The organism is Kitasatospora sp. NPDC091207, assembly GCF_044768625.1.
In the GTDB taxonomy this organism is placed as follows: domain Bacteria; phylum Actinomycetota; class Actinomycetes; order Streptomycetales; family Streptomycetaceae; genus Kitasatospora.
The window spans coordinates 73,568-93,549 of the sequence record NZ_JBIVVS010000030.1 but is presented as its reverse complement, the minus strand read 5'-3'; the positions used below and the strand labels follow the sequence as shown (position 1 = coordinate 93,549).

The following is a 19,982-nucleotide window of genomic DNA, read 5'->3' as shown; positions in this document are numbered from 1 at the left end:
TCAGGCGCCGATGAGCTTGGAGAACTTCTCCTCGAAGGAGCTCTCCTCGGCCTCGGTCAGGCTGCGGAACACGTGTGCCTTCGCCGCCATCTCGGGGGTGGGGACGACCAGCGGGTTGGCCGCGGTGTCCGGGGCGAGGATCGCGAGCTCCTTCTCCATCCCGGTGACGGCGGAGACGTAGCCGATGCCCGCGGCCAGCTGCGCCGCGATCTTGGGCTGATAGTAGAAGTCGATCAGCTTCTCGGCGTTGGCCTTGTGCCGGGCCCTGGCCGGAACGAGCATGTTGTCCGTCGCGGTGACAAAGCCCTTCTCCGGGATCGCGAACTCGATGTCCGGGTTGTCGGCCCTCAGTTGGATCAGGTCGCCGCCCCAGGCGACACAGGCCGCGATGTCGCCGGAGGAGAGTTCCTGGCCGTAGTCGTTGCCGGTGAAGCGGCGGATCTGCTTGCTGTCCACGGCCTTCTGCAGCCGGGCGATCGCCGCGTCGTAGTCGTCGGCGGTGAACTTCGCCGGGTCCTTGCCCATGTCCAGCAGGGTCATCCCGACGGTGTCGCGCATCTCGGAGAGGAAGGTGACCCGGCCCTTGAGGTCGGGGTCCTCCAGCAGCTGGGCGACGCTGGTGATCTCCCTCCCCTTGGTGGCCTTCTTGTTGTAGGCGACCACCGTCTGGATGCCGGCCCACGGGTAGGAGTAGAGCCGGCCCGGGTCCCAGTCGGGGGCGCGGAAGCGCGCGTCCACGGTGGTGATCGCGGTGGTGACGTTGGCCGGGGTGAGCTTCTGCGCCCAGCCGAGGCGGATCAGCCGCGCGGCCATCCAGTCGGTGAGCACCACCAGGTCGCGGCCGGTGTCCTGGCCGGCCGCGAGCTGGGGTTTGACCTTGCCGAAGAACTCGACGTTGTCGTTGACGTCCTCGGTGTACTTGACCTTGATCCCGGTGTCCGCGGTGAAGGCCTCCAGTGAGCCGTGCTTCTCCTTGTCGTTCTCGTCGGTGTCGACGTAGAGCGGCCAGTTGGAGAAGTTCACCTCGCGCTCGCTCTCCGAGAGGTCCGGGGCGGCGTTCGCGGTGGAGTCCCCGGTACCGGCGGTGCCGGCCGCCGGGATGCCGCAGGCGGCCAGCGTGCCCGCACCCGCGGTGAGGGCGGCGGCACGCAGCAGGGTCCGCCTGCCGACGGCGGCCCGGCCACTGGTCAGACTGCGTTCCCAGGCCTTGCGGACCGGTTCGGGCAGACCGTCGGTGAGCTCGTTGAACGCCATGGAACGGGCCTCCTGGGGGCGAGAGGTCGGGACGGGGCGCTGGGGGGAACGCCCCTGGAAGGGGTTATCTGTCTCCGAAGACGGTGCGGTGCCAGTCCTTGCGGGCCACCGCCGTGGTGTCGAACATGACGTGCTTGACCTGGGTGTACTCGTCCAGCGAGTACTGCGACATGTCCTTGCCGTAGCCGGAGGACTTGTAGCCGCCGTGCGGCATCTCGCTGATGATCGGGATGTGGTCGTTGACCCAGACGCAGCCGGCCGCGATCTCCCGGGTGGCGCGCAGCGAGCGGTGCACATTGCTCGTCCACGCCGAGGCGGCCAGGCCGTACGGGGTGTCGTTGGCCAGCCGCAGCCCCTCGTCGTCGCCGTCGAAGGGCAGCACGACCAGGACCGGGCCGAAGATCTCGCCCTGGACGATCTCGCTGTCCTGCGCCGCGTCGGTGACGAGGGTGGGCAGGTAGTAGGCGCCGCGGGTGAGGTCGGTGCCGTCGTGGCCCTTCTCGGGGGCGCGGCCGCCGGTGACGACGGTGGCGCCGTACCCGCGGGCGCGCTCGACGAAGCCGGCCACCCGGTCGCGGTGGGTGTGGGAGACCAGCGGGCCGAGGTCGGTGCGCGGGTTCAGCGGGTCGCCGAGCCGGATCGCGCCGTAGAGCTCGGCGACACCGGCCACGAAGGCGTCGTAGAGCGGGCGCTGGACGTAGGCGCGGGTGGCGGCGGTGCAGTCCTGGCCGCTGTTGATCAACGACGCGGCGACCGCGCCGTGCACGGCGGCGTCCAGGTCGGCGTCGTCGAAGACCACGAACGGCGCCTTGCCGCCGAGCTCCAGGTGGGTGCGCTTGACGGTCGCGGTGGCGAGTTCGGCGACCCGCCGGCCGACCGGGGTGGAGCCGGTGAAGGAGACCATCGCGACGTCCGGGTGCGCGACGAGGCGCTCGCCCGCGGTGCGCCCGGCCCCGGTGACCACGTTGACCACACCGTCCGGGATGCCGGCCGCGGTGCAGGCCCGGGCGAACATCACCGAGGTCAGCGGGGTCAGCTCGGCCGGCTTGAGGACGATGGTGTTGCCCGCCGCGATGGCCGGGAGGATCTTCCAGGCGGCCATCTGCAGCGGGTAGTTCCACGGCGAGATCGAGCCGACCACGCCGATCGGCTCCCGCCGCACGTACGAGGTGTGGTCCCCGGAGTACTCGCCGGCCGCCTTGCCCTCCAGGTTGCGGGCGGCTCCCGCGAAGAACGCGGTGTTGTCGATGGTGCCGGGGACGTCGAACTCGCTGGAGAGCTTCACCGGCTTGCCGGTCTGCGAGGTCTCCACCCGGGCGAGGTCGGCGCCGGCCTCGGCGAGGACGGCGGCCAGCCTGGTCAGCGCCTCCGAACGGGCCGCGGGGGTGGCGCCGGCCCACTCGGGCAGCGCGGCGCGGGCGGCGGCGACCGCGGCGTCGACCTGCTCGGTGGAGGCGAGGGAGATCTGCTCGACCACACTGCCGTCCGCCGGGTTGACGACCTGGAAGGGGTCGCCGCTCCCCCGGCTCTGCCGGCCGGCGATGTACTGCGCGCCCGCGCCGAAGTCGGTCAGGTCCATCTGTTCCTCCAAGTGCCGGTGGTTCGTCTGCCCGCAAGGCGTGAAGACCGCCTGATCCCGTCATGCTGCACGGGTCGGCGGGCAGGGGACCGCACCGGCGTCGTACGACTGGTCGAGTCGCCGCGTCTGCGGTACAGGGGAATCCGTCCGGTCGGTCACCGGGATGCGCGATCCTGACAGCCTCGCGTTTCCCCGGCAAGGGATTCTGCTGTTGCTTTCCGGTTACGCGACGGGTTCCCACGGTTGTGTCGTCTTTCGCCACAGCCGACCCGCTGACCATGCCCTTTGCCGCCCGGGCGTGACAAGGCTCACCCCGGAAAGCTAGGCCCGCAGGGCCTTACAGGGTGCAAGGGTTCTCCGAAGGCAACAGGTCGTCGCCGGGAGCGATGATTTACCTGACACTCTGAACCCTCTGAACCCTGGAGGCCCCGCGATGCTCCCCACCGTCGCCCGTGTACTCGACCTGGAGGTGATGCGGCGCGGCCTCCCCCAGGTCGTCGCCGGCACCGACCGTCTGGAGCGCCCGGTCCGCTGGGTCCATGTCAGCGAACTGCCCGATGTCGCCGGTGTGCTCCAGGGCGGCGAGCTGGTGCTGACCACCGGCATCGCGCTGCCCGAGGACCGCGAGGGACTCGCCCGGTACGTGCGCGAGCTGGACGAGGTCGGCGTGGCCGGCCTGGTCATCGAGTTCGGCCGGCGCTACTTCGACTCGCTGCCGCGCGCCCTGGTGCACGCCGCCGAGCAGCGCGGCCTGCCGCTGATCGCGCTCCGGCGCGAGCTGCGCTTCGTCGCCGTCACCGAGGCCGTGCACGCCCTGGTGGTCAACGCCCAGCTGGAGCAGCTGCGCACCTCGGAGACGGTCCACCAGGTCTTCAACGAACTGGTGGTGGAGGGCGCCGAGCCGGCCGAGGTGGTCCGCCAGGTGGCCCGGATGGCGGGCGGACCGGTCGTCCTGGAGAACCTCGCCCACCAGGTGCTGGCGCACGACACCGCCGGCCGGCCGGAGACCGAGCTGCTGGAGGACTGGGAGCGCCGCTCGCGCGGGGTCCACCCACCCGGCCGCACCGGACACGACCCGCGCAGCGGCTGGCTGGTCACCACGGTCGGCGCCCGGGGCCAGGACTGGGGCCGGCTCGTCCTGGTCGCCGACCCGGGGCCGCTGCCCGAGGGCACCGCGCATCCGCACACCATGCTGCTGGAACGCGGCGCCTCCGCGCTCGCCCTCAACCGGCTGGTGGTCCGGGACCGCGAGAGCCTGGAGCGGCAGACCCACCGCACCCTGCTGTCCGGCATCCTCACCCATGCCCTGACCGTCTCCGAGGTGGCGCTGCGCGCCCAGGCCCTCGGTGTGCCGCTGGAGGGCCGCCGGCTGGTCGGCGTGGTGCTGCGGCAGCGGCGCGGACCGATCCCGGCCGCCCTGGAGGCCCAGGCCCGGCTGCGCGACTTCACCGAGCTGGCGGCCACCGCGATCCGGAGCTGCCGGCTCTCCGCCCTCGTCGGCGCGCTCGACGACGAGGGCGTGGGCGTGCTGATCGCGCTCGGCGCCCAGCAGGACGAGCACGCCGCGCTGGACGCCTTCGCCGCGGCGCTGCGCCGGCTGACGGCGGAGGCCAATCGGGACGCCGCCCCCGCACCGGCACCGGTGGTCGCCGCCGGCTCCTCGGTCGGCTCCGTCCGCGACGCCCGTCGCACCCTGCTGGAGGCCACCCAGGTCGCCGACGCCGCCCTGCACGACGCCCCCGGCGGGCGGGCGGCCGCGTACTACCGGCTGCCCGACGTCCGGCTGCGCGGCCTGCTGCACCTGCTGCGCGACGACGCCCGGCTGCAGACCTACGTCGAGCGCGAGCTGGGCCCGCTGCTCGCCTACGACGCCGAGCACAACGCCCAGCTGGTGCAGATGCTGCGGATCTACCTGGAACAGGGCCGGAACAAGTCCGCGGCGGCCGATGCCGCGCACCTGTCCCGGCCGTCCTTCTACGACCGGCTGCACAAGGTCGAACGGATCCTCGGCGTCGACCTCGACCAGGTCGAGTCCTGCCTCTCGCTGCACGTCGCCCTGCTCGCGCTGGACGCGGTGCGGCGCTGAGGCGCCGGTCCCGCCGCGTCACACCCCGGTGATGCGGCCCCAGACCTTGTGCAGACCGGGGCGCTCGGCGGAGGTGACATCGCGCATGGTGTGCAGCCGGGCCCGCATCTCGTCGGTCGGGAAGACCAGCGGGTGCTCCGCCAGCTCGGCCTTCTCCTTGTCCCCGCTGGCCGCCAGCACCTCGCGGGCGGCCGGCACCGGGCAGATGTACTGCACGGCGGCGGCCAGTTCGGCGGCCACCTCGGGCCGGTAGTAGTGGTCGATCAGCAGCTCGGCGTTCTGCTTGTGCGCGGCCCGGTTGGGGATCAGCAGGCTCTCCGCCCAGAGTTCGCCGCCCTCCTCGGGCACCACGAACGCGATGTCCGGGTTCTCGGCGGTGAGCTGGACGGCGTCACCCGAGTAGGCCTGGCAGGCCAGCGCGGCCCCGGAGGCCAGGTCGCTGGTGTAGTCGTTGCCGGTGAAGCGGCGGATGTGCCGGCTGTCGACCATCTTCTGCACCAGGTCCATCGCCCGGTGCGCGTCGTCCTCGGTGAAGGCCGAGATGTCGGCGCCGTACCCGAGCATCAGCAGGCCGAGCGCCTCGTCCAGCCCGGCGAACAGGGTGACCCGGCCCTTGAGGTCGGGGGCCCAGAGATCGGCGGTGGACCTGATCTCGCGGCCCAGCTCCTTGCGGTTGTAGGCGATGCCGGTGATCCCGGACTGCCACGGCACACTGCGCCGGCGCCCGGGGTCGAAGGCCGGGTTCGCCAGCTGCGGATCCAGCTGGGCGGTGACGTTCGGCAGGTTGGCCCGGTCCATGGTCTGCACCCAGCCGAGCGAGACGTACCGTCCGGCCATCCAGTCGCTGACCACCATGAGGTCCCGGCCGGGGTCGGTGCCCTGGGTCAGCACCGGGCCGATCTTCCCGAAGAACTCGTCGTTGTCGTTGATGTCCTCGGTGTAGGTGACCTTGATCCCGGTCCGCTCGGTGAAGGCGTCCAGGGTGGGGCGGCCGCCGTCGTCGTCGACGTCGATGTACTGCGTCCAGTTGGAGAAGCCCAGCCGCTTCTCCTCCCCCGAGCGGTCGGGGGCGGAGCGACGGTCCTCGGCCACGTAGGCGGACGGGATGCCGCAGCCGGTCAGGGTTCCGACGCCGATCAGCCCGGCGGTGCCGAGCACGCCGCGGCGGGTGAGGGTGGTGCGGGGCAAAGTGGTCCTCCGGAGCGTGGGACGGCCCCGGGCGCGCGGGCACCCGGGGCCGTCCTGTCGGGTCTGGTGCGTCGTCGGTCGGCGGGCTGTCCGTCAGACGGTGTGCGCGTCGGTCAGCGACAGCACCTCGTCGAGCACCGCGATACCGGCCTTGGCCTCCTCCTCCGTGACGGTGCACGGCGGAACGACGTGGAAGCGGTTCATGTTGACGAACGGCCAGAGCCCGCGCTGCTTGCAGGCGGCGGCCAGCTCGGCCATCGGCGCGTTGGCGGGGCCCGCCGCGTTGTACGGCACCAGCGGCTCGCGGGTGGTGCGGTCCTTGACCAGGTCCAGTGCCCAGAACACCCCGAGCCCGCGCACCTCGCCGATCGAGGGGTGGCGCTCGGCCAGCTCGCGCAGGGCCGGACCGATCACGTTCTCGCCGATGTGCGCGGCGTTCTCGACGATGCCCTCCTGCGCCATGGTGTTGATCGTGGCGACGGCCGAGGCGCAGGCCAGCGGGTGGCCCGAGTAGGTGAGCCCGCCGGGGAACGGCCGCTCGGCGAAGGTCGCGGCGATCTCGGCGTTGATCGCCACCCCGCCCAGCGGGACGTAACCGGAGTTGACGCCCTTGGCGAAGGTCAGCAGGTCCGGGGTGACGCCCCAGTGGTCGGCGGCGAACCACGCGCCGGTGCGGCCGAAGCCGGCCATCACCTCGTCCAGGATGAACACGATGCCGTAGCGGTCGCAGATCTCGCGCACCCCGGCCAGGTAGCCCGGCGGCGGGACCAGGATGCCCGCGGTGCCGACCACCGTCTCCAGGATGATCGCCGCGACGGTGCCCGGACCCTCGAACGCGATCACCTGCTCCAGGTGCCGCAGCGCGCGCTCGCACTCCTGCGCCTCGTTCTCGGCGTGGAAGTTGGAGCGGTAGGCGTACGGGCCCCAGAAGTGCACGACACCGGAGACCCCGGTCTCGTTGGCCCAGCGGCGCGGGTCGCCGGTGAGGGCGATCGCGTTGGCGGTGGCGCCGTGGTACGAGCGGTAGGTCGCCATGACCTTCTGCCGCCCGGTGTGCAGCCGGGCCAGCCGGATGGCGTTCTCGTTGGCCTCGGCGCCGCCGTTGGTGAAGAAGATCTTGTCGAGGTCCCCGGGGGTGCGCTCGGCGATCAGCCGCGCGGCCTCGCTGCGGGACTCGACGGCGAAGCCGGGGGCGATGGTGCAGAGCTTCGCGGCCTGCTCCTGGATCGCGGCGACCACCTTCGGGTGCTGGTGCCCGATGTTGGTGTTCACCAGCTGCGAGGAGAAGTCGAGGTAGCGGTTGCCGTCGTAGTCCCAGAAGTACGAGCCCTCGGCGCCGGCCACCGCGAGGGGGTCGATCAGCGCCTGGGCGGACCACGAGTGGAAGACGTGCGCGCGGTCGGCGGCCTTGACGGCCTGGCCGGCAGCTGAGTCAGCGGTGGGGATGCTCATGCGGCAAGGCTAGGGAGTCCCGGTCCCGAAGTGCAGGTTCATCCTGTCAGGCGGTCACACGAACGGCCGACAGGGTGGCAAGGCAGTGGGCCCGGATCGTTCCCGACCCGGGCCCACTGTCCTGCCGGACGATCGGTCACGCGCCGTCGGGGCCGCGGTCCTGCCGCGCCCCGACGGTCCCGACGCTCTAGAGCGCGGTCATGACGTGCTTCACCCGGGTGTAGTCCTCGAACCCGTAGGAGGAGAGGTCCTTGCCGTAGCCGGACTTCTTGAAGCCGCCGTGCGGCATCTCGGCGACCAGCGGGATGTGGGTGTTGATCCAGACGCAGCCGAAGTCCAGACGGCGCGACATCCGCATGGCGCGGGCGTGGTCCTTGGTCCACACCGAGGAGGCCAGCGCGTACTCGACACCGTTGGCGTAGCCGACGGCCTGGTCCTCGTCCGAGAACTTCTGCACGGTGATGACCGGGCCGAAGACCTCGTTCTGGATGATCTCGTCGTCCTGGTTCAGCCCGGAGACGACGGTCGGGGCGTAGAAGTAGCCCTTGTCGCCGACCCGGTGGCCGCCGGCCTCGACCTTGGCGTGCGCCGGCAGGCGGTCGATGAAGCCGGTGACCTGCTTCAGCTGGTTGGCGTTGTTCAGCGGGCCGTAGAGCACGTCCTCGTCGTCCACGCCACCGGTCTTGGTCTCGGCCGCGGCCTTGGCCAGCGCCTCGACGAAGGCGTCGTGGATCGACTCGTGCACCAGCACGCGGGTGGCGGCGGTACAGTCCTGGCCCGCGTTGAAGAAGCCGGCCACCGAGATGCCCTCGACGGCCTCGGCGATGTCCGCGTCCTCGAAGACCACGACCGGGGCCTTGCCACCCAGCTCCAGGTGGACGCGCTTGACGTCCTTGGCCGCCGACTCGGCGACCGAGATGCCGGCGCGCACCGAGCCGGTGATGGAGGCCATCGCCGGGGTGGAGTGCTCGACCATGGCCCGGCCGGTCTCACGGTCGCCGCAGATCACGTTGAAGACGCCGGCCGGCAGCTCCAGGTCCTTCAGGATGCCGCCGATGATCTCGGCCAGCAGCACGGTGGAGGCCGGGGTGGTGTCCGACGGCTTCAGCACGACGGTGTTGCCCGCGGCGATGGCCGGGGCGAACTTCCAGACGGCCATCATCATCGGGTAGTTCCACGGCGCGACCTGGGCGCAGACGCCGACCGGCTCGCGACGGACGATCGAGGTCATGCCGTCCATGTACTCACCGGCGGCCTTGCCCTCCAGGAGTCGGGCGGCGCCGGCGAAGAAGCGGATCTGGTCCACCATCGGGCCGATCTCCTCGGAGAGGGTCAGCGCGCGGGGCTTGCCGGTGTTGCGGACCTCGGCGTCCACGATCTCGTCGGCACGCGCCTCGACCGCGTCGGCGATCTTGAGCAGCAGCTTCTGGCGGGTGCTCGGGGTGGAGTCGCGCCAGACCGGGAAGGCGGCGGCGGCGGAGGCCATGGCGGCGTCCACGTCGGAGGCGCCGGACAGCGGAGACGTCGCGTAGACCTCGCCGGTGGTGGGGTCCACGATGTCGAGCGTGCGGCCGTCAGCCGCGTCGACGAACTCACCGTTGATGTAGTTGCGCAGCGTGCGAAGGTCGCTCACGGGTCTCTCCTCGGTCTGGGCCTGCGGCATTGCAGATTCCGGCGCCATGGTACGTCGGCGGGTCCGACGGACGAAGGGCGCCGAGTGGCCGGGCCGGACGCGGCGCGGTCCACTGTTCGGGGGAACGCGCGCTGCGCTGCGAAGCCGCGCGCGTACCGGACCAGGGTAGCCGTAGGACTGCTGGTATCGACAGCACAACTTCGGCACAGCGATGAAATCCGTATCCGATTTCCAAGATCACGACGAAATCAGCAGATCCCGCGCTTGCGAACAGCGGAACGATCAGGCACAGTTGCGGCGTGGCCAACCGCGACCGGAACGCCAGCGTTCCCCTCGACGCCGCCTCCAAGGCGATCATCGAGCAACTCCAGGAGGACGGGCGCCGCCCGTACGCCGCCATCGGCAAGGCCGTCGGCCTGTCCGAGGCGGCCGTACGACAGCGCGTCCAGAAACTGCTCGACCAAGGCGTGATGCAGATCGTCGCCGTCACGGACCCGCTCACCGTCGGCTTCACCCGCCAGGCGATGGTCGGGATCCGGGTCGAGGGCGACATCGAGCCCGTCGCCGACGCGTTGGCCGCCCTCGACGAGGTCGACTACGTCGTCTGCACCGCAGGCTCGTTCGATCTCCTGGCCGAACTGGTCTGCGAGGACGACGAGCACCTGCTCGAAATGATCAACAAGCGCATCCGCGCGCTTCCCGGCGTGCGGAGCACCGAGAGCTTCGTTTACCTGAAGCTCCGGAAACAGACCTACACCTGGGGCACCCGATGACAGCCGACCCGGCGCAGAAGGACCTTTCCAAGACCGCCTACGACCACCTGTGGATGCACTTCACCCGCATGTCGTCGTACGAGAACTCCCCCGTGCCGACGATCGCCAGGGGCGAGGGCACCTACATCTGGGACACCAAGGGCCGGAAGTACATCGACGGCCTCTCCGGCCTGTTCGTGGTGCAGGCCGGTCACGGCCGCGTCGAGCTCGCCGAGGCCGCTGCCAAGCAGGCCAAGGAGCTCGCCTTCTTCCCGGTGTGGAGCTACGCCCACCCGAAGGCCGTCGAGCTGGCCGAGCGCCTGGCGAACTACGCCCCGGGCGACCTGAACAAGGTGTTCTTCTCCACCGGTGGCGGCGAGGCCGTCGAGACCGCGTGGAAGCTGGCCAAGCAGTACTTCAAGCTGACCGGCAAGCCCACCAAGTACAAGGTCATCTCGCGTGCGGTCGCCTACCACGGCACCCCGCAGGGCGCGCTGTCCATCACCGGCCTGCCGGGCCTGAAGGCCCCGTTCGAGCCGCTGGTGCCGGGCACCCACAAGGCCCCGAACACCAACATCTACCGCGCGCCGGCCTTCCTCGAGGGCCCGGACGGCACGGTCGACCCCGAGGCCTACGGCCGCTGGTGCGCCGACGAGATCGAGGTCGCGATCCTCAACGAGGGCGCCGAGACCGTCGCCGCCGTCTTCGTCGAGCCGGTGCAGAACGCCGGTGGCTGCTTCCCGCCGCCGCCCGGGTACTTCCAGCGCCTGCGCGAGATCTGCGACCGCCACGACGTGCTGCTGGTCTCGGACGAGGTCATCTGCGCCTTCGGCCGCCTGGGCACCATGTTCGGCGCCGACAAGTTCGGCTACCAGCCCGACATGATCACCTGCGCCAAGGGCATGACCTCGGGCTACTCCCCGATCGGCGCCACGATCATCTCGGACCGCCTGGCCGAGCCGTTCTACAAGGGTGACAACACCTTCCTGCACGGCTACACCTTCGGTGGCCACCCGGTCTCCTCCGCGGTGGCGCTGGCCAACCTCGACATCTTCGAGCGCGAGGGCCTGAACCAGCACGTGCTGGACAACGAGGCGAACTTCCTCGGCACCCTGAACAAGCTGCGCGACCTGCCGATCGTCGGCGACGTCCGCGGCAACGGGTACTTCTACGGCATCGAGCTCGTGAAGGACAAGGTCACCAAGGAGTCGTTCAACGACGACGAGGTCGAGCGCGTGCTCTACGGCTTCCTGTCGAAGGCCCTCTTCGACAACGGCCTGTACTGCCGCGCCGACGACCGTGGCGACCCGGTCGTCCAGCTGGCCCCGCCGCTGATCTCCGACCAGTCGACCTTCGACGAGATCGAGCAGATCCTGCGGACCAGCCTCACCGACGCGTGGGCCAAGATCTGATCGCCTGATCTTTCCTCCCCACCCTCCGCCGAAGGGCGGTCCCGCTTCCCGCGGGGCCGCCCTTCGGTGTTCTCCGCGCGATCTTCCCGACCAAACACGCCTGATTACGGGTGATTTGCCCCTGATGGGCCAGTGCGCCGCAACCGCGCCCGGTCCCGATCGTTCTAATCTGACGACTGTCATATCCCTGCGGCCACCCAGGATGGAACCTCATGTCAGCGGCCCCGCCTGACAACGACGTGCTGTGGGCCCGGGGGATCGTCAAGTCCCATCACGGCACCCCCGCCCTGCGCGGTATCTCGCTCGGCGTCCGGGACGGCGAGGTGCTCGCGGTCACCGGCCCGCGCGGCTCCGGGAAGAGCACCCTGCTCGGCTGTCTCTCCGCCCTCATCCCGGTCGACGACGGCGAGGTCTGGTTCAACAGCGCTCCCGTCCACACCCTCGGCCGGGCCGGCCGCGAACGACTGCGACGCGACCGCTTCGGCTTCGTCGGCTCCGAACCGCACCTGGTGCCCGAGCTGACCGCCCGGGAGAACGTCGCCCTGCCCCTGCTGCTGGCCGGCGCCGGCAACAAGGCCGCGTACACCGCCGCCGCCGAGTGGCTGGAGCGGCTCGACATCGGCGACATCGCCCGGCTGCGACCCGACCGGCTGATCCAGAGCCAGCGCCAGCGGATCGCCGTCGCCCGCGCGCTCGCCCCGCTGCCACCGGTCGTCTTCGCCGACGACCCCACCGCCCCGCTGCACCGCGAGGCCGCCGAACAGGTCCTGCGGATACTGACCAGCGCGGCCCGCTCGCACCAGCTCACCCTCGTCCTGGCCACCCACGACCCCGAGCTCGTCCGGTACGCGGACCGCGCCGTCGCCCTCGTCGACGGACGGCTGGCCGCCCCCGCCGCCCCCGTCCCGCGCGGCACGTCCGGAAGCACCGGGACCGCCGCCGCGCCGGGAGCCACCGGAGCGTCCGCCGTGTCGGCCACGCGCCGATGACGCCGCCCCGCCGCTGAAAGAGTCGACGTGTTCTATCTCCGTCTGGCCCGGGGCTACCGGGTGCCCGACCTCGGCCGCTGGCTGCTCACCGCACTGGCCGGCGCGGTCGTCGCCGCCTTCCTGCTGCGGGCCCTCGGCCGGGCGATGAGCGACCCGGCGGGCGGCGCCGATACCGTCGCCCGGCTGCTCTGGTGCCTGCCGCCGCTGGCCGCGGTCGCCTGGTTCGCCGCCGTGGCCGCCCGCGCGGTGCCCGCCCGGCGCCCCGAACGGATCACCGGCCTCACCGCGGCGGGCGCCGGCTCCGCCCGGATCCGGGCCCTGATCGCCGGCGAGGTCGCGCTCGCCTGCACCCTCGGCTCCGCGCTGACCCTGCTGCTCTTCCTGGTCCTGCGCAACGACATCGCCGGGCCCTCGCTCGCCCCCGAGGTCGGCATGGGCCTGCCGCTGCCGGCCGCCGCGCCGGTCACCCTGATCGCCCTGGTCCCGCTGACCGCCGGCATCGCGGCGGCCGGCGCGGTGCCGATCGCCGAGACCCTGCCCGGCGGGCGGCAGCACCTACCGACCGGCTTCGGCCCGCTGCGGATCGCCCTGCCGATCGGGCTGGCCGTGCTCGGCCTCGCCCTCGAACTCATCGCGCTGCGCCCGGGCGCCGCCGCCGACGGCCGCCCGATCCACCTGCCGGCCGGGCTCGGCAGCACCAGCACCGCCGCCCTCGGCGGCTGGGCCGCGAGCGCCGTCGGCCTCGCCCTGCTGACCGGCCCGCTGTTGTCCTGGACCGGGCTGCTGCTCGCCGTCGGCCGGCCGACGCCGCTACGGCTGCTCGCCGGGCGGGGCCTGACCGCGCAGGCCCGCCGGCTCGGACCGCCCCTGGCCGTCCTGACCCTGGCGGTCGCGGTGGCGCTCACCACCGTCCGCTACTGGATCGGGGAACCGGGCAGCGCGGACACCCTGCCCGCCGTCGAGGTCTGCCTGGTGCTGGGCTGCGCGGTGGCCGCCGTGGTCTCCCGGCTGGCCGAACTCCGCACCGCCCGCCGGGACGTCGCCGGCGCGCTGCTGCGGATCGGCACCCCGCCCCGGCTGCTGTTCGGCGCGGTGGCCCTGCGGACCCTCGCGGTCGGCACCGTCCTGCTGGTCACCGGCGGGCTGACCGCCGCCCTGGCGGCGGCCGGCCTGCGCTGAGCCTCCCCGGCACGGCGGCGGTCCGCTTCCTCCGCCGGTCCGGCCCTTCGGCCTGTCCGGTGTCTCAGCCCGCCGCGGCGAGCTGGCCGCAGGCGCCGTCGATCTCCTGGCCCCGGGTGTCACGGACGGTGGTGGGCACACCGTGCGACTGCAGCCGGCGAACGAACTCGCGCTCGTCCTCGGGCCGGGAAGCCGTCCACTTGGAGCCCGGCGTCGGGTTCAGCGGGATCAGGTTGACGTGCACCCGGTGGTTCTTGATCAACCGGCCGAGCAGGTCCGCCCGCCACGCCTGGTCGTTGATGTCCTTGATCAGCGCGTACTCGATGGAGATCCGGCGGCCGGACTTCTCCGCGTAGTTCCACGCCGCGTCGAGCACCTCGGCGACCTTCCACCGGGTGTTCACCGGCACCAGCTCGTCGCGCAGCTCGTCGTCCGGGGCGTGCAGCGACAGCGCGAGGCGACAGGAGAGACCCTCGTCCGCGAGCCGGTTCATCGCCGGCACGAGACCCACGGTGGAGACGGTGATGCCGCGCTGGGAGAGGCCGAAGCCCTCCGGCGCCGGGTCGGTGAGCCGGCGGATCGAGGCCAGCACCCGGTTGTAGTTCGCCAGCGGCTCGCCCATGCCCATGAAGACCACGTTGGACAGCCGGGCCTCGCCGCCCGGGATCTCGCCCGTCTTGAGCGCGCGCATCCCGGCCGCGATCTGCTCGACGATCTCGGCGGTGGAGAGGTTGCGGGTCAGCCCGGCCTGGCCGGTCGCGCAGAACGGGCAGTTCATACCACAGCCGGCCTGCGAGCTGATGCACATGGTGACCCGGTCCGGGTAGCGCATCAGCACGGACTCGACGAGCGTGCCGTCGAACAGCTTCCAGAGCGTCTTGCGGGTGTTGTCGTCGTCGCACGAGACGTGCCGCACCACCGACATCAGCTCGGGGAGCAGGCTCTCGGTGAGCTTCTCCCGGCTGGCGGCGGGGATGTCCGTCCAGCTCGCCGGGTCGTTGGACATCCGACCGAAGTAGTGGTTGGAGAGCTGCTTCGCGCGGAACGGCTGCTCGCCCAGCTCGGCGACGGCCTCCTTGCGTTCGGCGGGGCTCAGGTCGGCGAGGTGTCGCGGGGGCTTGGCGCCACGCGGCGCGACAAAGGTGAGTTCTCCGGGCTTAGGCATGGTTCATCCAGTGTCGCAGACGTTCGGACCTCGGCAGACGGCGAAGGGCTCCGGACGCCTGCGTCCGGAGCCCTCGCTCGTCGTCGTGGCTTGGCCGGGTCGCCCGGCCCGGTTTCACGGCCCTGAGCCGGCCCGGACTCGCGGCCCGGACGCGCGGCCGGACTCAGCTGCCGACGAAGGCCGCCAGCAGCAGCCAGACCACCGGGGCGGTCGGCAGGAGCGAGTCCAAGCGGTCCATGATGCCGCCGTGGCCGGGCAGCAGCGTGCCCATGTCCTTGATGCCGAGGTCACGCTTGATCATCGACTCGCCCAGGTCACCCAGGGTCGCGACGACCGCCGCGCAGCCACCCAGGATCAGACCCTGCCACCAGCTGCCGTCATCGATGATCAGCTGCATCAGCAGCGCGCCCGCCAGCATCGACAGACCGATGCCGCCGGCCAGGCCCTCGCGCGTCTTGCCCGGGCTGATCGTCGGGGCCAGCTTGTTCTTCCCGAACTTGTAGCCCACCGCGTAGGCGCCGGTGTCGCTGCAGACGGTGACGATCAGGAACAGCACGATCCGCTGCGGGCCGTCGTCCGCCGCCAGCATCATCGCCACGAAGGTGGCCAGGAACGGCACGTAGAAGGCGGTGAAGATACCCGCCGTTATGTCCCGCAGGTAGTTCTCCGGCGGCTCGGCCATCCGCCAGACCATCACCGCCAGACCGGTCAGCGCCAGCGAGGCCGCCGCCCACTGGACCCCCGCCCAGTAACCGGTGGCGATCATCGCGATGCCGCCCGCGACCAGCGGGACCAGCGGCGCCTTGATCTGCTTGCGCTCGGCCAGTCGGCTGGTCAGCTCCCAGATCCCGACCGACACGGCCGCCATCACCACGAACAGGAACAGCGCCTTCACCACGAACAGCGAGGCGATGATCACCGCGCCGAGGCCGACGCCCACGCCTATCGCGGCCTGGAGGTTGCGACCGCCGCGCTGCTTGCGCGGCTGCGGCTGCTGGTCGGGCTGGGCCACGGGTGTCTCCTGCCCTGGGTGGGACAACGGCACAGGGTGGGGCTGCCCGGCCGCCGGGTGGCTCTGCGGCGGCGCGGGATACGCCGGGACCCCCGGGTACGGCGGACCGCCGCGGCCGGGGGTGGGGGCGACATCGTCGGTGATCGCGCGCAGCACGACCGTCTCCGCCGCGCCCGGCACCGCCGTCCGGGGCTGCTCGTCCCGGAACAGCGGTCCACTCAGCCGCCCGGCCTCCCGGGTCGGCCCCTCGGCGGGGTCGGGCCCTGGGTCGGCCGGTACGGGGGGCATGAGCTGAGTCTCCTCCGCGTCACCGCCCCAGTACACCGGAGGCTGCTGCGAGTGACCCGTTCGGTGGCCGGGGTCACCCGCAGCGCCCGGTGCGGCCGGCTGCGGCGCGTGCGCGGGCCGGTACGGGGGGTGCGGCTGGTACTGCTGGTGCTGCTGGTCGGATGGGCCCCAGTAGCCAGGGGCGTCAGGGGCGTCGTTCATCAGACTTCGAGCAGCTCGGCTTCCTTGTGCTTCAGCAGCTCGTCGACGGCGGCCACGTACTTGGCCGTGGTGTCGTCGAGCTCCTTCTCCGCGCGACGGCCGTCGTCCTCGCCGATCTCGCCGTCCTTGACCAGCTTGTCGATGCCGTCCTTGGCCTTGCGGCGCACCGAACGGATCGAGACCTTGGCGTCCTCGCCCTTGCCGCGGGCGACCTTGATGTACTCGCGGCGGCGCTCCTCGGTGAGCTCGGGAAGCACCACCCGGATGATGGACCCGTCGTTCGAGGGGTTGACGCCGAGGTCGGAGTCGCGGATCGCCTGCTCGATGGCCTTCAGCGCGGTCTTGTCGAACGGCGCGACGACGGCCATCCGCGGCTCCGGCACGGAGAAGGAGGCCAGCTGGTTGATCGGCGTCACGGCACCGTAGTACTCGGCCACGATCTTGGCGAACATCGCCGGGTGCGCACGGCCGGTCCGGATGGCGGCGAAGTCGTTCTTGGCGACCTCGACGGCCTTCTCCATCTTCTCCTCGGCCTCGAGGAGGGTCTCTTCGATCACTGTGTACTCCCTGTCCGGTTCATCTGCTGTTGTCCCGACCGGTGTCGGTGTCGAAGCCGGTCGCGGTGTGGAGGCCGCCGCACGTGGTGCCGGCGCCGTCCCGTACGGCTGATTGCTGCTCAGGCCCGGACAGAATCCTGGCTGATGAGTGTGCCGATCTTCTCACTCTTCACCGCACGCGCGATATTGCCCTCCGCCAGCAGCTCGAAGACGAGCATCGGGAGGTTGTTGTCCTTGCACAGCGTGATCGCGGTGAGGTCGGCGACCTTGAGATCACGCGCGATGACCTCGGAGTACTCCAGCGCGTCGAACTTGACCGCGTCCGGGTTGGTCCGGGGGTCGGAGTCGTAGACGCCGTCCACGCCGTTCTTGCCCATCAGCAGGACGTCCGCGTGGATCTCCAGCGCGCGCTGGACGGCCGTGGTGTCGGTGGAGAAGTAGGGCATGCCCATACCCGCACCGAAGATCACCACACGGCCCTTCTCCAGGTGCCGGACGGCGCGCAGCGGCAGGTACGGCTCGGCGACCTGGCCCATGGTGATCGCGGTCTGGACCCGGGTCTCGATGCCTTCCTTGACCAGGAAGTCCTGCAGCGCCAGGCAGTTCATCACGGTGCCGAGCATGCCCATGTAGTCGGAACGGGCCCGGTCCATGCCGCGCACCTGGAGCTCGGCGCCGCGGAAGAAGTTGCCACCACCGATCACCACCGCGACCTCGGTACCGGCGCGGACGACCGTGGCGATCTCACGGGCGATCGCGTGCACGACATCCGGGTCCACGCCGAGCCCGCCGCCACCGGCGAAGGCCTCACCGGACAGCTTCAGCAGCACCCGGCGGGGCGAGCCGGCCTGGGGGTCCTGCGCGGTCTCCTGCGTCTCCTGCATGGACTTCTCCTTCTACACCTACTGGTTCACAGGCGCGGGTGTGCGGATCCCCGACCTGCGCGTACACGCGAGGAGGCCACTGCCGCGGGAACCGGTACGGTGTCCTGCACGGCAATGGCCTCCTCGTCGTTCATGGTGCCGACGCGGCCCGCCCATAGACGGATGACGCTGGGTGAGCCCGTTCGGCGCGTCCCTCCCGCCCTGGTCATCGGACGGGGGCGGTTCCCAGCCTAAGCGTGCCGGGAGTCCGGTGGAACGTGGGTCAGGCGCCGACGCGGAAGCGGGCGAAGCGCTTGAGGGCGACGCCGTTCTCCTCGAGGACCTTGGCGACGCTCTTCTTGTTGTCCTTCGCGAAGGCCTGCTCCAGGACGGAGTTCTCCTTGACGAAGCCGGTGACGCGACCCTCGACGATCTTCGGCAGGGCAGCCTCCGGCTTGCCCTCCTCGCGAGCGGTGGCCTCGGCGACGCGGCGCTCGTTCTCGATCTCCTCGGCCGGGATCTCCTCGCGGGAGAGGTACTTCGGCGCGAAGGCGGCGATGTGCTGCGCGACGTCCTTGGCGACCTCGGCGTTCTCCTTGTCCAGCTCGACCAGGACGCCGACGGCCGGCGGCAGGTCGGGGCTGGTCTTGTGGAGGTAGACCGCGACGAAGCCGTCACCCGAGAACTGGGCGAAGCGACGGAAGACGATCTTCTCGCCCAGCGCGGCGTTGGCCTCGTCCACGAACTGCTGGACGGTCTTGCCGGGCTCGATCTCGGAGGCCAGCGCGGCGTCCAGGTCGGCCGGGGCGGTGGCGGCGACGTGGGCGGCGATCGCGTCGGCGACCTTGACGAAGTTGTCACCCTTGGCGACGAAGTCGGTCTCGCAGTTCAGCTCGACCAGAACGCCGGACTTCTTGTCCTCGGCGATCAGCGCGGCGACGGCGCCGTTGGAGGCGTCACGGCCCTCGCGCTTGGCGACGCCCTTCTGGCCCTTGATGCGCAGCAGCTCGACGGCCTTGTCGACGTTGCCCTCGGCCTCGTCCAGGGCCTTCTTGCAGTCCATCATGCCGGCGCCGGTGAGCTCACGGAGCTTCTTGACGTCCGCGGCGGTGAAGTTCGCCATGGTGTGAATCTCTTCTCGCGTCTCGCGTGTCTGCGTGGAGTTGTGCCGGGACCGTCGGTTCGGTCCCGGCACGGGAGAGAGGGGCACCTACCGGTGTCGTACCGGCGAGTGCCCCTCACCCTTGGTACGTCAGGCCTGCTCGGCCGGAGCCTCGTCAGCGGCCGGAGCCTCGGCAACCGGAGCCTCGGCGGCGGGGGCCTCGACCTCAACCTCGGCCTCGACCTCGGCCGCGGGGGCCTCGACCTCGGCGGCAGCGTCGGCGGCGGGAGCGTCCTCAGCCTTCTTCTCGCCCTCCAGGATGTCCTTCTCCCAGTCGGCCAGCGGCTGGTCGGCACCCGGCTCAACCTTGGCGTCGCCCTTGGCGACACCCGCGCGGGACTTGAGGCCCTCGGCGACGGCGTCGGCGATCACACGGGTCAGCAGGGTGACGGAGCGGATCGCGTCGTCGTTGCCCGGGATCTTGTAGTCGACCTCGTCGGGGTCGCAGTTGGTGTCGAGGATGGCGACGACCGGGATGTTGAGCTTCCGGGCCTCGCCGACCGCGATGTGCTCCTTCTTGGTGTCCACGATCCAGACAGCGCTGGGAACGCGCTGCATGTCGCGGATACCGCCGAGGGTCTTCTCCAGCTTGTCGTGCTCGCGCTGGAGGACCAGGAGCTCCTTCTTGGTGAGGCCGGAGCCGGCCACGTCCGAGAAGTCCAGCTCGCCGAGCTCCTTGAGGCGCTGCAGACGCTTGTAGACGGTCGAGAAGTTGGTCAGCATGCCGCCGAGCCAGCGCTGGTTCACGTAGGGCATGCCCACGCGGGTGGCCTGCTCGGCGATGGCCTCCTGGGCCTGCTTCTTCGTGCCGACGAAGAGGACGCTGCCGCCGTGGGCAACGGTCTCCTTGATGAACTCGAAGGCGCGGTCGATGTAGTTCAGCGACTGCAGGAGGTCGATGATGTAGATGCCGTTGCGCTCCGTGATGATGAAGCGCTTCATCTTCGGGTTCCAGCGGCGGGTCTGGTGACCGAAGTGGACGCCGCTCTCCAGCAGCTCCCGCATCGTGACGACGGCCATAGCCGTACTCCTAAGGTGTTGCGCCCGGCTCCCGCGCAGTCGACGACGTGGGTCGCGCGGTGGCGCTCCCCGCTCGGCGTCTGCGTGCGGCCGGGTCAGGCTCGGTTTTGTCCGTGGCAGCCAGGTGACAGCCACGCCTGACGCCCCGAACGTGCCGAGCCGCTTCCGCCCGAGCGGTCCGAAGACCGGA

16 protein-coding genes are annotated in these 19,982 nt (G+C 71.1%); 5 read left to right on the top strand and 11 right to left on the bottom strand.

Annotated elements, in window-relative coordinates; all coding sequences use genetic code 11:
* Both ACIQTO_RS33400 and ACIQTO_RS33395 read right to left on the bottom strand, forming a co-directional pair.
* Positions 1–1,254 (bottom strand): spermidine/putrescine ABC transporter substrate-binding protein, encoded by a 1,254-nt coding sequence (locus tag ACIQTO_RS33400; RefSeq protein WP_402396094.1) that lies wholly within the window; start codon positions 1,252–1,254, stop codon positions 1–3.
* Positions 1,255–1,318: 64 nt separating this feature from the next.
* Positions 1,319–2,833, bottom strand: coding sequence for a gamma-aminobutyraldehyde dehydrogenase (locus tag ACIQTO_RS33395; protein WP_402396092.1), 1,515 nt, complete (start codon positions 2,831–2,833; stop codon positions 1,319–1,321).
* A gap of 433 nt (positions 2,834–3,266) precedes the next feature.
* On the opposite strand from ACIQTO_RS33395, the gene ACIQTO_RS33390 reads away from it, so the two are divergent.
* Positions 3,267–4,919, top strand: coding sequence for a PucR family transcriptional regulator (locus tag ACIQTO_RS33390; protein ID WP_402396090.1), 1,653 nt, complete (start codon positions 3,267–3,269; stop codon positions 4,917–4,919).
* 18 nt (positions 4,920–4,937) lie between these two features.
* Here ACIQTO_RS33390 and ACIQTO_RS33385 read toward each other — a convergent pair whose 3' ends face one another.
* From ACIQTO_RS33385 to ACIQTO_RS33375, 3 genes are all read right to left on the bottom strand, one after another.
* Positions 4,938–6,107 (bottom strand): spermidine/putrescine ABC transporter substrate-binding protein, encoded by a 1,170-nt coding sequence (locus ACIQTO_RS33385; RefSeq protein WP_402396087.1) that lies wholly within the window; start codon positions 6,105–6,107, stop codon positions 4,938–4,940.
* A 93-nt stretch (positions 6,108–6,200) separates the two neighbouring features.
* The gene (locus ACIQTO_RS33380; protein ID WP_402396084.1) at positions 6,201–7,559 is read right to left on the bottom strand and encodes an aspartate aminotransferase family protein; all 1,359 of its coding nucleotides are present in this window, start codon (positions 7,557–7,559) and stop codon (positions 6,201–6,203) included.
* Between the two features lie 187 nt (positions 7,560–7,746).
* On the bottom strand, positions 7,747–9,222 hold the full coding sequence (locus tag ACIQTO_RS33375) for a gamma-aminobutyraldehyde dehydrogenase (protein WP_402396081.1): 1,476 nt from the start codon (positions 9,220–9,222) through the stop codon (positions 7,747–7,749).
* A 269-nt stretch (positions 9,223–9,491) separates the two neighbouring features.
* On the opposite strand from ACIQTO_RS33375, the gene ACIQTO_RS33370 reads away from it, so the two are divergent.
* The 4 genes from ACIQTO_RS33370 (at position 9,492) to ACIQTO_RS33355 (ending at position 13,524) form a co-directional block, all read left to right on the top strand.
* The gene (locus tag ACIQTO_RS33370; protein WP_030306695.1) at positions 9,492–9,965 is read left to right on the top strand and encodes an Lrp/AsnC family transcriptional regulator; all 474 of its coding nucleotides are present in this window, start codon (positions 9,492–9,494) and stop codon (positions 9,963–9,965) included.
* Positions 9,962–11,356 carry an aspartate aminotransferase family protein gene (locus tag ACIQTO_RS33365; protein WP_402396078.1) on the top strand — a complete coding sequence of 465 codons (1,395 nt, stop codon included), beginning with the start codon at positions 9,962–9,964 and terminating at the stop codon, positions 11,354–11,356. Before ACIQTO_RS33370 ends, ACIQTO_RS33365 begins: the two co-directional genes overlap by 4 nt.
* A 212-nt stretch (positions 11,357–11,568) precedes the next feature.
* A complete protein-coding gene (locus ACIQTO_RS33360; RefSeq protein ID WP_402396076.1) occupies positions 11,569–12,345 on the top strand; it encodes an ABC transporter ATP-binding protein in 777 nt (258 codons plus the stop codon).
* Between the two features lie 27 nt (positions 12,346–12,372).
* On the top strand, positions 12,373–13,524 hold the full coding sequence (locus ACIQTO_RS33355; RefSeq protein ID WP_402396073.1) for a hypothetical protein: 1,152 nt from the start codon (positions 12,373–12,375) through the stop codon (positions 13,522–13,524).
* 64 nt (positions 13,525–13,588) lie between these two features.
* Here ACIQTO_RS33355 and rlmN read toward each other — a convergent pair whose 3' ends face one another.
* The 6 genes from rlmN to rpsB all read right to left on the bottom strand — a co-directional run bounded on the left by rlmN (position 13,589) and on the right by rpsB (position 19,792).
* Complete coding sequence (rlmN, locus tag ACIQTO_RS33350; RefSeq protein ID WP_402396070.1) at positions 13,589–14,689, bottom strand: 23S rRNA (adenine(2503)-C(2))-methyltransferase RlmN; 1,101 nt, start codon at positions 14,687–14,689, stop codon at positions 13,589–13,591.
* Positions 14,690–14,852: 163 nt separating this feature from the next.
* The gene (locus ACIQTO_RS33345; protein ID WP_380576435.1) at positions 14,853–15,989 is read right to left on the bottom strand and encodes a phosphatidate cytidylyltransferase; all 1,137 of its coding nucleotides are present in this window, start codon (positions 15,987–15,989) and stop codon (positions 14,853–14,855) included.
* A gap of 200 nt (positions 15,990–16,189) precedes the next feature.
* The gene (gene frr / locus ACIQTO_RS33340) at positions 16,190–16,747 is read right to left on the bottom strand and encodes a ribosome recycling factor (RefSeq protein ID WP_360642314.1); all 558 of its coding nucleotides are present in this window, start codon (positions 16,745–16,747) and stop codon (positions 16,190–16,192) included.
* A gap of 119 nt (positions 16,748–16,866) precedes the next feature.
* Positions 16,867–17,631: a UMP kinase gene (pyrH, locus tag ACIQTO_RS33335; RefSeq protein WP_329489781.1), complete on the bottom strand. Its 765-nt coding sequence runs from the start codon at positions 17,629–17,631 to the stop codon at positions 16,867–16,869.
* A 262-nt stretch (positions 17,632–17,893) separates the two neighbouring features.
* Entirely contained in the window at positions 17,894–18,733 is an 840-nt protein-coding gene (gene tsf / locus ACIQTO_RS33330) for a translation elongation factor Ts (protein ID WP_402396066.1), read from the bottom strand.
* 129 nt (positions 18,734–18,862) lie between these two features.
* On the bottom strand, positions 18,863–19,792 hold the full coding sequence (gene rpsB, locus ACIQTO_RS33325) for a 30S ribosomal protein S2 (protein WP_402396063.1): 930 nt from the start codon (positions 19,790–19,792) through the stop codon (positions 18,863–18,865).
* Between the last annotated feature and the right edge of the window lie 190 nt (positions 19,793–19,982).

Coding starts and splice junctions, on each gene's coding strand:
- rlmN (WP_402396070.1), bottom strand. CDS start 14,689: ATGCCTAAGCCCGGAGAACTCACCTTTGTCGCGCCGCGTGGCGCCAAG.
- rpsB (WP_402396063.1), bottom strand. CDS start 19,792: ATGGCCGTCGTCACGATGCGGGAGCTGCTGGAGAGCGGCGTCCACTTC.
- ACIQTO_RS33360 (WP_402396076.1), top strand. CDS start 11,569: ATGTCAGCGGCCCCGCCTGACAACGACGTGCTGTGGGCCCGGGGGATC.
- ACIQTO_RS33400 (WP_402396094.1), bottom strand. CDS start 1,254: ATGGCGTTCAACGAGCTCACCGACGGTCTGCCCGAACCGGTCCGCAAG.
- tsf (WP_402396066.1), bottom strand. CDS start 18,733: ATGGCGAACTTCACCGCCGCGGACGTCAAGAAGCTCCGTGAGCTCACC.
- ACIQTO_RS33375 (WP_402396081.1), bottom strand. CDS start 9,222: ATGCCGCAGGCCCAGACCGAGGAGAGACCCGTGAGCGACCTTCGCACG.
- ACIQTO_RS33345 (WP_380576435.1), bottom strand. CDS start 15,989: ATGCCCCCCGTACCGGCCGACCCAGGGCCCGACCCCGCCGAGGGGCCG.
- pyrH (WP_329489781.1), bottom strand. CDS start 17,631: ATGCAGGAGACGCAGGAGACCGCGCAGGACCCCCAGGCCGGCTCGCCC.
- ACIQTO_RS33395 (WP_402396092.1), bottom strand. CDS start 2,833: ATGGACCTGACCGACTTCGGCGCGGGCGCGCAGTACATCGCCGGCCGG.
- ACIQTO_RS33365 (WP_402396078.1), top strand. CDS start 9,962: ATGACAGCCGACCCGGCGCAGAAGGACCTTTCCAAGACCGCCTACGAC.
- ACIQTO_RS33390 (WP_402396090.1), top strand. CDS start 3,267: ATGCTCCCCACCGTCGCCCGTGTACTCGACCTGGAGGTGATGCGGCGC.
- ACIQTO_RS33380 (WP_402396084.1), bottom strand. CDS start 7,559: ATGAGCATCCCCACCGCTGACTCAGCTGCCGGCCAGGCCGTCAAGGCC.